This is a genomic window from Enterobacter cloacae complex sp. 2024EL-00711 (genome assembly GCF_047529885.1).
GTDB lineage: Bacteria > Pseudomonadota > Gammaproteobacteria > Enterobacterales > Enterobacteriaceae > Enterobacter > Enterobacter ludwigii.
In genome coordinates, this window is record NZ_JBLIZC010000003.1 from 46,070 (window position 1) to 60,394 (window position 14,325).

15 protein-coding genes are annotated in these 14,325 nt (G+C 55.0%); 9 read left to right on the forward strand and 6 right to left on the reverse strand.

Annotation, left to right across the window (positions count from 1 at the left end; genetic code table 11):
* Positions 1 to 19 precede the first annotated feature (19 nt).
* The gene (gene rlmB / locus ACMVME_RS10200; protein WP_068795292.1) at positions 20 to 754 is read left to right on the forward strand and encodes a 23S rRNA (guanosine(2251)-2'-O)-methyltransferase RlmB; all 735 of its coding nucleotides are present in this window, start codon (positions 20 to 22) and stop codon (positions 752 to 754) included.
* 67 nt (positions 755 to 821) lie between these two features.
* Here rlmB and ACMVME_RS10205 read toward each other — a convergent pair whose 3' ends face one another.
* On the reverse strand, positions 822 to 2,096 hold the full coding sequence (locus ACMVME_RS10205; RefSeq protein ID WP_068795291.1) for an MFS transporter: 1,275 nt from the start codon (positions 2,094 to 2,096) through the stop codon (positions 822 to 824).
* 195 nt (positions 2,097 to 2,291) lie between these two features.
* On the opposite strand from ACMVME_RS10205, the gene ACMVME_RS10210 reads away from it, so the two are divergent.
* A complete protein-coding gene (locus ACMVME_RS10210) occupies positions 2,292 to 3,914 on the forward strand; it encodes an isovaleryl-CoA dehydrogenase (RefSeq protein WP_068795290.1) in 1,623 nt (540 codons plus the stop codon).
* On the opposite strand, the gene ACMVME_RS10215 is transcribed toward ACMVME_RS10210, so the two are convergent.
* The 3 genes from ACMVME_RS10215 to bsmA form a co-directional block, all read right to left on the reverse strand.
* On the reverse strand, positions 3,911 to 5,842 hold the full coding sequence (locus ACMVME_RS10215; RefSeq protein WP_047355591.1) for a methyl-accepting chemotaxis protein: 1,932 nt from the start codon (positions 5,840 to 5,842) through the stop codon (positions 3,911 to 3,913). The two genes, ACMVME_RS10210 and ACMVME_RS10215, sit on opposite strands and share 4 nt — an antisense overlap.
* Positions 5,843 to 6,013: 171 nt before the next feature.
* Positions 6,014 to 6,289: a DUF1471 family protease activator YjfN gene (gene yjfN, locus ACMVME_RS10220; RefSeq protein WP_025206250.1), complete on the reverse strand. Its 276-nt coding sequence runs from the start codon at positions 6,287 to 6,289 to the stop codon at positions 6,014 to 6,016.
* Between the two features lie 148 nt (positions 6,290 to 6,437).
* Positions 6,438 to 6,767 carry a biofilm peroxide resistance protein BsmA gene (bsmA, locus tag ACMVME_RS10225; protein WP_025206249.1) on the reverse strand — a complete coding sequence of 110 codons (330 nt, stop codon included), beginning with the start codon at positions 6,765 to 6,767 and terminating at the stop codon, positions 6,438 to 6,440.
* 137 nt (positions 6,768 to 6,904) lie between these two features.
* Between bsmA and yjfP the strand changes: the two genes are divergently transcribed.
* Positions 6,905 to 7,627, forward strand: coding sequence for an esterase (yjfP, locus tag ACMVME_RS10230; RefSeq protein ID WP_068795289.1), 723 nt, complete (start codon positions 6,905 to 6,907; stop codon positions 7,625 to 7,627).
* Here yjfP and ulaR read toward each other — a convergent pair.
* Together ulaR and ulaG are read right to left on the reverse strand one after the other, a co-directional pair.
* Positions 7,624 to 8,379 carry an HTH-type transcriptional regulator UlaR gene (ulaR, locus tag ACMVME_RS10235; protein ID WP_014168326.1) on the reverse strand — a complete coding sequence of 252 codons (756 nt, stop codon included), beginning with the start codon at positions 8,377 to 8,379 and terminating at the stop codon, positions 7,624 to 7,626. The genes yjfP and ulaR overlap by 4 nt on opposite strands.
* A gap of 110 nt (positions 8,380 to 8,489) precedes the next feature.
* Positions 8,490 to 9,554 (reverse strand): L-ascorbate 6-phosphate lactonase, encoded by a 1,065-nt coding sequence (gene ulaG, locus ACMVME_RS10240; RefSeq protein WP_020882936.1) that lies wholly within the window; start codon positions 9,552 to 9,554, stop codon positions 8,490 to 8,492.
* A 358-nt stretch (positions 9,555 to 9,912) separates the two neighbouring features.
* Here ulaG and ulaA point away from each other — a divergent pair, with 358 nt between their 5' ends.
* The 6 genes from ulaA to ACMVME_RS10270 are packed head-to-tail and all read left to right on the forward strand — an operon-like array spanning position 9,913 to position 14,321.
* Entirely contained in the window at positions 9,913 to 11,313 is a 1,401-nt protein-coding gene (gene ulaA / locus ACMVME_RS10245; RefSeq protein ID WP_020882935.1) for a PTS ascorbate transporter subunit IIC, read from the forward strand.
* 12 nt (positions 11,314 to 11,325) lie between these two features.
* The gene (ulaB, locus tag ACMVME_RS10250; protein ID WP_014168329.1) at positions 11,326 to 11,631 is read left to right on the forward strand and encodes a PTS ascorbate transporter subunit IIB; all 306 of its coding nucleotides are present in this window, start codon (positions 11,326 to 11,328) and stop codon (positions 11,629 to 11,631) included.
* A 9-nt stretch (positions 11,632 to 11,640) separates the two neighbouring features.
* Positions 11,641 to 12,108, forward strand: coding sequence for a PTS ascorbate transporter subunit IIA (gene ulaC, locus ACMVME_RS10255; protein ID WP_014168330.1), 468 nt, complete (start codon positions 11,641 to 11,643; stop codon positions 12,106 to 12,108).
* A 13-nt stretch (positions 12,109 to 12,121) separates the two neighbouring features.
* Entirely contained in the window at positions 12,122 to 12,772 is a 651-nt protein-coding gene (gene ulaD, locus ACMVME_RS10260) for a 3-keto-L-gulonate-6-phosphate decarboxylase UlaD (RefSeq protein WP_008502901.1), read from the forward strand.
* Between the two features lie 9 nt (positions 12,773 to 12,781).
* Positions 12,782 to 13,642, forward strand: coding sequence for an L-ribulose-5-phosphate 3-epimerase (locus tag ACMVME_RS10265; RefSeq protein WP_014168332.1), 861 nt, complete (start codon positions 12,782 to 12,784; stop codon positions 13,640 to 13,642).
* Positions 13,635 to 14,321 carry an L-ribulose-5-phosphate 4-epimerase gene (locus ACMVME_RS10270; protein WP_032679424.1) on the forward strand — a complete coding sequence of 229 codons (687 nt, stop codon included), beginning with the start codon at positions 13,635 to 13,637 and terminating at the stop codon, positions 14,319 to 14,321. The genes ACMVME_RS10265 and ACMVME_RS10270 overlap by 8 nt, the downstream gene beginning before the upstream one ends.
* The last annotated feature ends 4 nt before the right edge of the window (positions 14,322 to 14,325 follow it).

Consider the following 14,325-nt stretch of genomic DNA (forward strand, 5'->3'; position numbering starts at 1 on the left):
GACAGAACGAGAACCATCAATGAGTGAAATGATTTACGGCATCCACGCGGTGCAGGCCCTGCTGGAGCGCGCACCGGAGCGTTTTCAGGAAGTGTTTATTCTGAAAGGGCGTGAAGACAAACGTCTGATGCCGCTGATCCGCGCCCTGGAAGCACAAGGTGTCGTGATCCAGCTGGCGAACCGCCAGTTCCTGGATGAGAAAAGTGAAGGTGCCGTTCACCAGGGCATTATTGCCCGCGTTAAGCCAGGTCGTCAGTATCAGGAAAACGATCTGCCGGATCTTATCGCCGGGCTGGAAAATCCATTCTTCTTGATCCTTGACGGCGTGACCGACCCGCACAACCTTGGCGCATGTCTGCGAAGCGCAGATGCGGCAGGTGTTCATGCGGTCATCGTGCCAAAGGATCGCTCTGCACAGCTTAACGCGACGGCGAAGAAAGTGGCCTGTGGCGCAGCGGAAAACGTACCGTTGATCCGCGTCACCAACCTGGCGCGCACTATGCGTATGCTGCAGGAAGAGAATATCTGGATCGTCGGTACCGCGGGTGAAGCGGATCATACTCTGTATCAGAGCAAGATGACCGGCCGTCTGGCACTGGTGATGGGTGCCGAGGGCGAAGGTATGCGCCGTCTGACCCGTGAGCATTGCGATGAGCTGATCAGCATTCCAATGGCGGGCAGCGTGTCGTCTCTGAACGTCTCCGTGGCAACAGGTATCTGCCTGTTTGAAGCGGTACGTCAGCGCGGGGAATAAACAGCAAGGCCGTCCTGAGGACGGCCTTTCGTATTTTCTGTGGGAGGGTCACCAGACGGTGAAAAACTCACTCCTCCAGTGACCGCAAATGGTCATCCTTCCTGAGCGTCATCAGCGCGAAGATACTCACTACCGCCGTCGCCATGACGTAATAAGCCGGAATATCCAGGTTGCCCGTCTCTTTAATCAGCCCGGTAATAATCAGCCCCGCACAGCCCGAGAAAAGGGCGTTCGACAGGGAATAAGCCAGCCCAAGCCCGGTATACCGTACGCGCGTCGGGAACATCTCTGAGAGCATCGCCGGCCCGGGGCCTGCCAGCATCCCCACCAGACCACCCGCAATCAGCACCACCAGCGCTTTGATGGCCAGCGTGCTGGACTCCGCCTGTAAAACCTTCAGCAGCGGCAGGGCAAGGAGCAGCAGCAACGTGGTGGCGACGATCATCACCGTGCGGCGTCCGATTTTGTCGCTCAGGATCCCGGACGGAATAATCGTCAGCGCAAAACCGATATTCGAAATCACCGCAATCAACAGCGCCTGATTAAACCCGGTATGCAGCGCCGACTGCAGATAGGTGGGCATAATCACCAGATAGGTATAACCCGCCGCTGACCAGACCATCACCCGGCCAATGCCCATCGCAATGGCGTTGAGCGTGGCAACGGTATCAGCCTGAGTGGCAACCGGCTTTTCCTGCTGTTGCACAAAGCTTGGCGTCTCTTCCATACTCACCCGCAGCCACAGCGCCACCACGCCCATCGGTAATGCCAGGAAGAACGGGATGCGCCAGCCCCAGTCATGCAGGGTTTCCGGTGTCAGAAGGGCGGAGAGCAGTGCGACAATGCCAGCGCCTGCTAACAGGCCCAGCGCGACGGTAAATGACTGCCATGCACCGTAGAGGCCCCGCTTGCCGCGTGGGGCAAACTCGGTCATCAGCGAGACGGCGCCGCCATACTCACCACCGGCGAACAATCCCTGCAGGATGCGCAGCAGCGTGATAATCAGCGGGGCGGCAATGCCGATGCTGGCATAGACCGGCACAATACCGATTGCGGCGGTGGCCAGCGTCATCAGCACCAGTACAATAATCAGCGTCGGTTTTCGGCCTATCCGGTCACCTATTCTGCCAAACACCACCGCGCCCAGCGGGCGGAAGAAGAAGGCGATGGCAAAGGAAGCGTAGGTGAGGATCAGGCTGGTCAGCCCCGCGTCCCCCTCAAGCTGGAAGAAGTTCTTCGCAATTACGGTCGCCAGAAAACCATAGACCGCAAACTCATACCACTCGATAAAGTTACCAATGGAGCCTGCAATTAATGCACGCTTATGCGCATCCGGTTGCATAACGTTCCTCACTGAAAGGGGGGTAAGAATAAATTATTCAACAAAAGCGAAAGCGCGAAATAGTTTATTCTTATGTTCTGTGAGCTATTTCACGAATGATATCAGCGGGATCGTCATCGTGTGACCTCACTCCCATGCAGCGTGCACGTGGCCTGTCCATACTTATCTTCATTGCCACTGAAGGAGGGAGACAGCATGCACTGGCAGACCCATACCGTTTTTAATCAACCTGCACCGCTCTCAAACAGCAACCTTTTCCTCTCTGATTGCGCTCTGCGTGACGCGGTTGTTCGCGAAGGCGCCGAGTGGGATATCGAGCTTCTTGCCAGCATCGGCCAGCAGTTAGGAACCGCGGAATCGCTGGAGCTGGGCAGGCTGGCGAATGTTAATCCGCCGGAGTTATTACGTTATGACGCCACCGGGGAGCGACTGGATGACGTTCGCTTTCATCCCGCATGGCACCTCTTAATGCAGGGACTTTGCGCCAACCGTGTCCATAACCTGGCGTGGGAAGAGGAGGCGCGCAAAGGCGCGTTTGTCGCCAGAGCTGCACGTTTTGTCCTGCACGCTCAGGTAGAAGCGGGCACGCTTTGCCCTGTCACCATGACCTTTGCTGCTACACCGCTGCTGCAACAGGCGCTGCCCGAGCCGTTCCGTGACTGGATCACGCCGTTAATGAGCGATCGTTACGATCCTCATCTTGCCCCAGGGGCGCAAAAGCGCGGCCTGCTGATTGGCATGGGGATGACAGAAAAACAGGGCGGCTCGGACGTACTCAGCAACACCACCAAAGCGGAAAAGTGCAGTGACGGCAGCTACCGGCTTATCGGGCATAAATGGTTTTTCTCTGTGCCGCAAAGCGATGCGCATCTGGTGCTGGCCCAGGCGAAAGGGGGGCTGTCCTGCTTTTTTGTTCCACGCTTTTTACCTGACGGGCAACGCAATGCCGTACGTCTGGAGCGGCTGAAAGAGAAGCTCGGCAACCGCTCTAACGCCAGCAGCGAAGCGGAGTTCCTGGATGCGTCCGGCTGGCTGCTGGGGGAGGAAGGAGAAGGGGTACGCCAGATCCTCCGAATGGGCGGGCTGACGCGGTTTGACTGCGCGCTGGGCAGCCATGGGCTGATGCGTCGGGCTTTATCCGTGGCGCTTTACCATGCGCATCAACGCCAGACGTTTGGTAAAAACCTTATCGACCAGCCGCTTATGCGCGATGTGCTGAGCCGCATGGCGCTGATGCTGGAGGGTCAGACGGCACTGTTGTTCCGTCTGGCCCGGGCGTGGGACAAGCGTGCCGATCCTCAGGAGGCCGCCTGGGCGCGGCTTTTCACCCCCGCGGCGAAATACAGCGTCTGCAAAGCGGGTATCCCGTTTGCGGCGGAAGCCATGGAAGTGCTCGGCGGCACAGGCTACTGCGAGGAGAGTGAGCTTCCCCGTTTGTACCGTGAGATGCCCGTGAACAGCATCTGGGAAGGGTCCGGCAATATTATGTGCCTGGACGTTCTGCGTGTTCTGACGAAGCAATCCGGAATACTCGACCTGCTTGTGGATGATTTTGCCCAGGTAAAAGGGCAGGACAGGCACTTCGATCGCAGCTGGCGTCAGCTTCAGCAAAAACTGCGAAAACCGCAGGAGGCGCAGGGGCGGGAGATCACGCAACAGCTTTTCCTGCTGGGGGCCGGAAGTCAGATGCTGCGGCACGCATCGCCACCCGTGGCGCAGGCGTGGTGCCGCATGATGCTTGATACCCGTGGCGGTACGCTGATGAGCGAGCAGGTGCAAAATGACCTGCTGTTGCGTGCCACGGGCAGGGTTGGCTAACTCTTTAGCTGGAACAGGCTCACCAGTTGGGTGAGGTGTGAGCCTTTCTCACGCAGCGTGTGTGCAGTTTGTTCGCTGCGTAAGACGCGGTCGGCGTTGATGTGCGACGCTTCGCCAATGTGGGTCATGGCCAGATTAACCTGGCCTATTCCCGCGGATTGCTCGCGGGACGCATGGTTAATCTCCGTGACCAGCTTGTTGATGTTATCGATATGCACGATGATGGAATCCATCGCCAGACGCGTTTGTTCAGACAGCGCATGGCCTTCGCTGACTTTTCTGAGCGTATCACCGATGAGCTGTTCAATCTCCTTCACCGCGTTGGCGCTGCGTCCTGCCAGCGCGCGCACCTCCTGCGCCACCACCGCAAAACCTTTTCCGTGCTCGCCTGCGCGGGCTGCTTCAACCGCTGCGTTAAGCGCCAGAATGTTGGTCTGAAAAGCGATGGATTCAATCACGCGCGTGATGTCTTCGATTCGCTTTGATGCTTCGCGAATATCATCCATGGTAGCGACAGCGTGGGTGACCGTCTCACCACCCTGGTGTACTGCGCGCGACGTTTCGCCTACCAGCTGCTGCGTTTGTTCCATGTTGGCGGCATTTTGCTGCACGGTCGCGGCCAGTTGCTCCATGCTGGCAGACGTCTCTTCTACACTGCTGGCCTGCTTGTTAATCTGCCCGGAGATTTCTTCGCTATCGGATGCCAGCGCGTTGGTGCCCATATGGATCTCCGCAGCGGCCTCGCGCACCTGAAGAACAATTTTCTGCAGTCCCCCTCCAATACCGTTAATGGCATCGATGAGCTGACCGACCTCATCCTGGCGGGTCACGGGCAGGCTGGAGCGCAGATCGCCTGCGGCATACTGTCGGGCCAGGTGGATCACATTGCGCAATGGGCGTGTCAGTATGCGTCGTATAATGACCACAAACAGACCCGCGAAGAGCACTGACAGCACCACCCCTGCCAGCAGGAAGCGGTCGCGCATGGCGGTCACGCTTGAGAGCAGTACCGATTTATCCACTTCGCCGACAATGGCCCAGTTCCAGCCTGGCAGCGGCGTATACGCCATGGTCAGCGTGCGACCATCAGCACTGACGCGCTCCAGCGTGCCGGATTTATCACTCAACAGCTGTTGCTGGATAGCGCTATCCCACTCCGGTACTTTTCCCTCCGCGCTGGTGTGGAACAGATACTGCCCGCGCGTTTTGCCGTGGCTGCGATCCAGAACAAAGAAGTGACCGCTCTCGCCCAGTCGACGGTTGAGGATTTTCTCGCGCATGACGTTCCAGGAGTGAGTGATATCCACACCAACAAAGATGATTGCAATGACCTGGCCGTCCGCGTTTTTAACCGGCTGGTATTGGGTGATGTAGCGCTTGCCGAACAGCAGCGCCAGACCGCGATAAACCTCGCCCCGGGTGACGGCGGCAAAGGCCGGGCTGGTGGTATCCAGAACGGTGCCCATTGCCCGCTCGCCGTTCTCTTTGCGCAGCGATGTGGCGACGCGTACAAAGTCGTTACCGCTACGCACAAACAGGGTCGAGATTGCCCCTGTCCGGCTCAGAAAATCGTCTGAAAGGGTATTGTTTTCATGTAGCCCGGTTTCCCCTCCTTTCAGGAGCGGAACGTTAATCCCGTTAATCGTCTGGGTTTGCGTGTTATCAACGCTCAGTGGCTGGGGCAAAAAGGTGGTAAACAGCCGGGTATAACTCTCGACCTCTTCACTCAGGCTGGTGTTAAACATCTGCACCATATCGACCATGCCGGTGGACTGATTATGCAGGTCTTCTATCGCGAGGGCTTCAAGCTGCTGGCTGGCTTTTTGGCTGAGCAGAAAAGTGAAAAACAGAAACAGGATGGCGACACTGGCACCGGTAAGCAGCGACAGCTTTGCACCCAGACCTGCACGACGGAAAAAGTTGATCATAAATTGCTCATCATTGAAAAGGTATGGCTTTTCAACGGCAGAGCAGAGATAACGTTTACTGGTTTAGTGTAACAAAATGTTATTTAATTGTTTTTAATTGGTTTGCTAAAAGATAAAAAATTTGCAAAAACGAAAAGCCACTAAAAGTAAGTGGCTTTTATCGGAGGGGGATTACGCGTAGAGAATGGCCTGTACCCGCCAGTGATCGATGTACTGATCTTCCTGCATCTGGATAATGCGATACCATGAAGCACCCTGCTCATCGGCCTTTAATGCAACGACACGTTCAACGTCCTGCGGGCTCCCTGAAATATTATTCACGGAGATCTGGCCAATTTCATTCAGGCCAGTCACACAATCAGCACTGGCAAATTCAGCTGACTGCGCGGTTGTGCTCACAAGACCTGCTGAGAGCAACAGTGTGGTCAAAGCAAGAGTTCGTTTCATCGTCAGCTCCATTTCACATGTCTCCGGTATCCGCCGGGCAATCCTTCGCGAATAAACTCACTTCCATTGTTGCGGGCATGGAGTTTATTGTGGACAGGAAAGTGTCTATGGACGCAAAGCAGTGTAAATGTCGTTCAAATGAAGACGATCATTGACGATACAGAATGGCCTGTGAGTACCACTGTCCCGTAATGATGGTTTCGTCGATCATAATGATGACGTAATAATCTGCTTTGGCGGCGACGGCTTGTGCCTTTATTGCTTCTTCCGCGTCATCCGGAGAGCCGCGAACCAGCGCAGAGACGGTACCCATACGCTGTAATCCTTCCGTCTGATTACGACGGATTTCCTGCGGGTGATCGGCGACCGGGGGAGCGGGTTGTGGCGTTCCCTGCAGCGCGCTACAGCCACTGAGCAGTAACATCAGCAATAAAGCAGCAAACCTGCGCATAACCATATCTCGTTTCCTGATAGCCATAGTGTAGTTGTCTGTGAATTTAGTTTTGGGGGAATGTTCCCGAAGTGTTATCTGGGGCGTAATTTTCGAATGAAAATAGCGTGAAATCGTAACCCAGTTCTCAACATTATGAATCATTCATCATTACAGGGTCGACAATGATTGAAATTGAAATACGCCATCTGGGTGATCGTGAAATATTACACGCAACACCCGCCGGAAAACGTGAGGAACCACTGCCTGTTATAGTGTTTTATCATGGATTTACCTCATCGAAGCTGGTCTACAGCTATTTTGCGGTGGCACTCGCGCAGGCCGGTTTTCGTGTGGTCATGCCGGATGCACCTGACCACGGCGCACGTTTTACCGGCAACGAACAGGCGCGACTTGGGCAGTTCTGGCACATTTTGCACGGTAGCCTGACCGAGTTTGCCGGGCTGCGCGATGCGCTTTACCAGGCAGGGCTGGTGGCTAATAATCGGCTGGCCGTGGCTGGGGCATCGATGGGCGGGATGGCGGCGCTGGGGATCATGACGCACCATCCAGAAGTGAAGTCAGTGGCTTGTCTGATGGGCTCGGGCTACTTCACCTCACTGGCGAAGACGCTTTTTCCACCTCAGGCACTCACAGAGGTTGAGGCGGCGCTTGCAGAGTGGGAGGTTACCCGGGCGTTACCGCGTCTGGCCGATCGTCCTTTGCTGTTGTGGCATGGTGATGCGGACGATGTCGTCCCACCCGGAGAAACGTTCCGGCTTCAGCAGGCGCTACAGCACGAGGGGCTGGATAGCAACCTGACCTGCCTGTGGGAAGCGGGCGTTCGCCACCGCATTACGCCAACGGCGCTGGACGCCACGGTGGACTTCTTCCGCCAGCACCTTTAAACGCACAGGACGTTGACACCCTGATCTTTCAGTTTCTGGAGGATCTCAGGGTTAGCACCTTTGCCGGTGATCACCATGTCTATCTGTTCAGCACGGCTGAACAGCATTCCTGCGCGTTCGCCCACTTTACTGCTGTCGACCAGCACAACGAGCTTGCCCACCACGTTAAGCATGTTTTGTTCTGCCATGGCGGTCAACATATCGGTTTTGTAGAGGCCATCCGCGGTCAGGCCTTTGCCACTGGTAAACATCCAGTGTCCGGCATAAAGACTGTTTTCGCTGTCCTGCGGGCTGAGCGTAATGGACTGGCTCTTGTTGTACTGGCCGCCCATGATCACCACGCTCTCATGCTCCTGATCGATAAGATAGTTGGCGAGCGGCAAGTAGTTCGTGATGATTTGTACCGGCTTTCCGCACATCTCCCGACCTAACAGAAACGCCGTCGAGCCGCAGTTGATCACCACGCTCTCGCCGGGGTTCACCAGCTGGGATGCCGCTCTGGCAATACGGACTTTTTCATCATGATTTTGCGCCTGATGAATGTTCATCGGCGTCCAGCGTGGACGCTGCTGGCTAATCGCTTCCGCACCGTTGCGGACTTTTTTCAGCTTACCGCTTTCATCCAGCTTATTAATATCCCGCCGCGCTGTTGCCGGGGAAATCCCTAAACGTTCGATCACTTTCTCAACGGTGACAAACCCTGTTTGCGCCAGGAGTTCCAGTAATATTTGATGCCGTTGCGCTTCCGTCATGAGCTATTCCGATAAGAATTGATTTTAAAAGATGATATTTGAAATAGCGTGAAATTACTAAAAGAAATATGAAACCGCCAGACACACGGGTCTGGCGATGGGCCTAATAATCAGAGGAATGACTTGAACGGCAGGTCTGGCTCAAGAGTAAAGCAATCATCAAAGCCACGTGGGTAGTGATACTCGAGATTGTCTTTGTCCAGCGGCCAGGTGAACTTGCCTCCTACCTGCCAGATGAACGGCTTAAAGCCATACTTCAGGCGGTCTTTTTTCATTTCCCACAGTACGCGTATCTCCTGCGGGTCGGCCTGGAAGTTCGACCAGATATCGTGGTGGAAAGGGATCACTACTTTGGTGTTCAGCGCTTCCGCCATGCGCAGCATATCGGCGCTGGTCATTTTGTCTGTAATGCCGCGTGGGTTCTCCCCGTATGAGCCGAGCGCCACATCAATCTGATGCTCATTGCCGTGCTTTGCATAGTAGTTTGAGTAGTGAGAGTCACCGCTGTGGTACAGGGAACCGCCGGGCGTTTTAAACAGGTAGTTCACCGCACGTTCGTCCATACCGTCTGGCAGTACGCCTGCGGCTTTCTGATCGGCCGGAAGGGTAATCAGTGCAGTGCGGTCAAAGGCATCCAGCGCGTGGATCTCAACGTCTTTAATTTTGACCACATCGCCCGGTTTCATGACGATGCAGCGCTCTTTCGGTACGCCCCAGCCGATCCATAAATCCACGCAGGTTTGCGGCCCGATGAACGGTACGTCATCGGCACAGTTTTGCATGACCGCTGCCGCCACGTTGACATCAATATGATCGTTATGATCGTGCGTAGAGAGAACGGCATCGATCTGGCGAATGGCGAACGGATCAAGAACAAACGGTGTGGTACGCAGGTTTGGCTGAAGTTTTTCCACGCCCGCCATGCGTTGCATCTGATGGCCTTTTTTCATCAGCGGGTTACCGTGACTCTGTTTGCCGGTGCCGCACCAGAAATCGACACAAATATTCGCGCCACCTTCTGATTTCAGCCAGATCCCCGTGCACCCCAGCCACCACATTGCAAAGGTACCAGGAGCAACCTGTTCCTGCTCAATCTCTTCATTCAGCCAGCTACCCCATTCCGGGAAAGTGCTCAGAATCCATGATTCACGGGTAATGGTGTTCACTTTACTCATCGTTTTGACTCCTGGTTTAATCAAAAGTAATCAATTGGTGATTTGTTGTGATTAATGCTGACACCATTTTACGCGCATTGCAACGATCAAAATGTGTAATTTTATCTGCCTGACGTCACGGACGCTCTTCTCGCTTCTTGTTATCTTTTACCGTATTAATCATTAATTGCATGAATTATATGGAAATAATTCTATGTGGCATGCCGAAGTGAAAATCATTACTAACACCAGGGAAATAATTTGCGTGATGCGTCACAAATAATCAGATTTAATCTTGTGATGATTATTTGTGATTAATAGAGTGTTGTCACCAACCGCACAGGGATTGCCCCTCGTGTTCTCATTTCTGGAGAGAGTTATGGAGATCCTCTACAACGTCTTTACCGTGTTCTTTAATCAGGTAATGACTAATGCCCCGCTGTTGTTGGGCATCGTGACGTGCCTTGGCTATATCCTGCTGCGTAAAAGCGTCAGCGTTATTATTAAAGGCACCATTAAAACCATCATCGGTTTCATGCTGTTGCAGGCGGGTTCAGGCATTTTGACCGGCACCTTCAAGCCGGTAGTGGCCAAAATGTCGGAAGTCTATGGCATCAACGGCGCCATCTCTGACACCTACGCCTCGATGATGGCCACCATCGATCGCATGGGCGATGCCTACAGCTGGGTAGGGTATGCGGTCCTGCTCGCGCTGGCGCTGAACATCATTTACGTTCTGTTGCGCCGCATTACCGGTATTCGCACCATCATGCTGACTGGCCATATCATGTTCCAGCAGGCAGGGCTGATTGCGGTTTCCTTCTTTATCTTTGGCTACCCAATGTGGACGACCATTATCTGCACCGCGGTGCTGGTCTCGCTCTACTGGGGTATCACCTCCAACATGATGTACAAGCCCACGCAGGACGTCACCGACGGTTGCGGCTTCTCCATCGGCCACCAGCAGCAGTTTGCCTCCTGGATTGCCTATAAAGTCGCGCCGTATCTGGGCAAAAAAGAAGAGAGCGTCGAAGATCTTAAACTGCCGGGCTGGCTGAATATTTTCCACGACAATATCGTTTCTACGGCGATTGTGATGACCCTCTTCTTCGGTGCCATTCTGCTCTCCTTTGGCATTGACGTCGTACAGGCGATGGCGGGTAAAACCCACTGGACTGTCTATATCCTGCAAACAGGTTTCTCTTTCGCGGTGGCGATTTTCATTATCACCCAGGGCGTGCGTATGTTCGTTGCCGAGCTGTCCGAAGCCTTCAACGGTATCTCTCAGCGTCTGATTCCCGGTGCGGTACTGGCGATTGACTGCGCGGCTATCTACAGCTTCGCGCCAAACGCGGTGGTCTGGGGCTTCATGTGGGGCACCATCGGCCAGCTGATTGCGGTGGGTATCCTGGTGGGCTGCGGCTCTTCCATTCTGATCATTCCTGGCTTTATCCCGATGTTCTTCTCCAACGCCACCATCGGCGTCTTTGCGAACCACTTTGGTGGCTGGCGCGCGGCGCTCAAGATCTGCCTGGTGATGGGGATGGTGGAAATCTTCGGGTGTGTGTGGGCGGTCAAGCTCACCGGTATGAGCGCCTGGATGGGCATGGCCGACTGGTCAATTCTGGCACCACCGATGATGCAGGGCTTCGCCTCCGTTGGCCTGATCTTTATGGCTGTCATCATCCTCATTGCTCTGGCTTATATGTTCTTCGCTGGTCGCACTCTGCGGGCTGAAGAAGATGCAGAAAAACAAACAGCAGAAGTTTCTGCTCATTAAGGAGTTTCGATTATGACCGTACGTATCCTGGCTGTGTGTGGCAATGGGCAAGGGAGTTCCATGATCATGAAGATGAAAGTGGACCAGTTTTTAACCCAGTCAAACATCGACCACACGGTGAACAGCTGCGCAGTGGGCGAATACAAAAGTGAACTGAACGGCGCGGACATCATCATCGCCTCTACCCACATCGCCGGTGAGATCACCGTGACAGGCAACAAATATGTGGTAGGCGTGCGCAACATGCTGTCGCCAGCCGACTTTGGGCCAAAGCTGCTGGAAGTGATCAACGCGCATTTCCCACAAGATGTGAAGTAAGGACGCAACATGAAACTACGTGATTCGCTGGCAGAGAACAGCTCCATCCTTTTACAGGCCGACGCCAGCACCTGGCAGGAGGCGGTGAAACTTAGCGTAGATCTGCTGGTAAAAGCCGATGTTGTCGAGCCGCGTTATTACCAGGCCATTCTGGATGGCGTTGCAGAGCACGGCCCTTACTTCGTGATTGCACCAGGGCTGGCGATGCCGCATGGCCGCCCGGAAGAGGGTGTTAAAAAAACCGGCTTTGCGCTGGTTACGCTGAAAACACCACTGGCTTTCAACCACGAAGATAACGACCCGGTCGACATCCTCATCACCATGGCGGCTGTTGATGCCAACACCCACCAGGAGGTGGGCATTATGCAGATCGTGAATCTGTTTGATGATGAGGCCAACTTCGACCGTTTACGCGCCTGCCGCACCGAGCAGGATGTGCTGGATTTAATTGATAACGCCACTGCGGCGGCAGTTTAAGAGGGAATTGAAAATGTCATTACCAATGTTGCAGGTCGCGCTGGATAACCAGACGCTGTCTCACGCTTACGAAACCACCCGCCTGATTGCGGAAGAAGTGGACATCATTGAAGTCGGTACCATTCTATGCGTGGGCGAAGGCGTTCGCGCCGTCCGCGACCTGAAGGCGCTGTATCCGCATAAAATCGTGCTGGCGGATGCCAAGATTGCCGATGCGGGCAAAATTCTTTCCCGTATGTGTTTTGAAGCCAATGCCGACTGGGTCACCGTTATTTGCTGTGCGGATATCAACACGGCTAAAGGTGCGCTGGATGTGGCAAAAGAGTTCAACGGTGATGTGCAGATTGAGCTGACCGGGTTCTGGACCTGGGAGCAGGCGCAGGAGTGGCGTGACGCGGGCATTCAACAGGTGGTTTATCACCGCAGCCGTGATGCGCAGGCCGCTGGGGTAGCGTGGGGGGAAGCGGATATCAGCGCGATTAAGCGTCTGGCCGATATGGGCTTCAAAGTGACCGTGACCGGAGGCCTGGCGCTGGAAGATCTGCCGCTGTTCAAAGGTATCCCAATTCATGTCTTTATCGCAGGCCGTAGCATCCGTGATGCCGCCTCTCCGGTAGAAGCCGCGCGTCAGTTCAAACGCTCAATCGCTCAGCTTTGGGGCTAAGGAGCGGGTATGTTGTCTAAACAAGTCCCGCTCGGCATCTATGAAAAGGCACTCCCTGCGGGGGAGTGCTGGCTGGAGCGGCTGCAACTGGCGAAACAACTCGGTTTCGATTTTGTCGAAATGTCAGTGGATGAGACGGACGAACGCCTGTCTCGCCTGGACTGGAGCCGCGAACAGCGTCTGGCACTGGTAAGCGCCATCGCTGAAACGGGGGTACGTGTGCCTTCCCTGTGCCTCAGCGCCCACCGTCGTTTTCCGCTTGGCAGTGAAGATGATGCTGTGCGTGCTCAGGGGCTGGAGATCATGCGTAAAGCCATTCGCTTTGCCCAGGATGTCGGCATCCGTGTGATCCAGCTGGCGGGGTATGACGTTTACTATCAGGACGCCAACAATGAAACGCGCCGTCGTTTTCGTGACGGCCTGAAAGAGAGCGTCGACATGGCAAGCCGTGCTCAGGTGACGCTGGCGATGGAGATCATGGATTATCCGTTAATGAACTCCATCAGCAAGGCGCTGGGTTACGCGCACTACCTGAATAATCCGTGGTTCCAGCTCTACCCTGATATCGGCAATCTGTCAGCCTGGGATAACGACGTGCAGATGGAACTGCAGGCGGGTATTGGTCATATCGTGGCGGTTCATGTCAAAGATACCCGGCCTGGTGTATTCAAAAATGTTCCGTTCGGCACCGGGGTGGTGGATTTCGAACGGTGCTTCCAGACGCTCAAACAGACAGGGTATTGCGGGCCTTACCTGATTGAGATGTGGAGTGAAACGTCGGACGACCCGGCAGCCGAAGTGGCGAAGGCGCGGGACTGGGTCCGTGAACGTATGGCGCGGGCTGGGTTGATGGAGGCTGAGCATGCATAAGCTTAAGCAGCAGGTCTTTGAGGCCAATATGGATCTACCTCGCTACGGTCTGGTGACGTTTACCTGGGGTAACGTCAGCGCCATCGACCGTGAGCAGGGGCGGGTCGTGATTAAGCCCAGCGGTGTGCCCTATGAGTCCATGACCGCCGACGACATGGTGGTTGTGGATCTCCATGGCAACGTGGTTGACGGAAAGTGGCGTCCTTCTTCTGATACCGCCACCCATCTGGCACTGTATCAGCGTTATCCCTCCCTAGGCGGCGTTGTGCATACACACTCGACTCATGCCACGGCCTGGGCGCAGGCAGGGCTGCCCATTCCGGCTCTTGGCACCACGCATGCAGACTACTTCTTTGGCGATATTCCCTGCACGCGGGCATTAACGCAGGCCGAAGTGGAAGGGGAGTATGAACTCAACACCGGTCGCGTCATTATCGACACGCTGGCTGAGCGTGAGCCGCTGCATACGCCGGGTATTGTGGTGTATCAGCACGGTCCATTCTCGTGGGGAAAAGACGCTCACGATGCCGTGCATAACGCGGTGGTGATGGAGGAAGTGGCGCGAATGGCGTGGATCGCCCGCGGCATCAATCCGCAGCTTCAGGGCATTGATGATTACCTTATGAATAAACATTTCATGCGTAAACATGGGCCCAACGCCTATTACGGGCAGAAGTGAATAA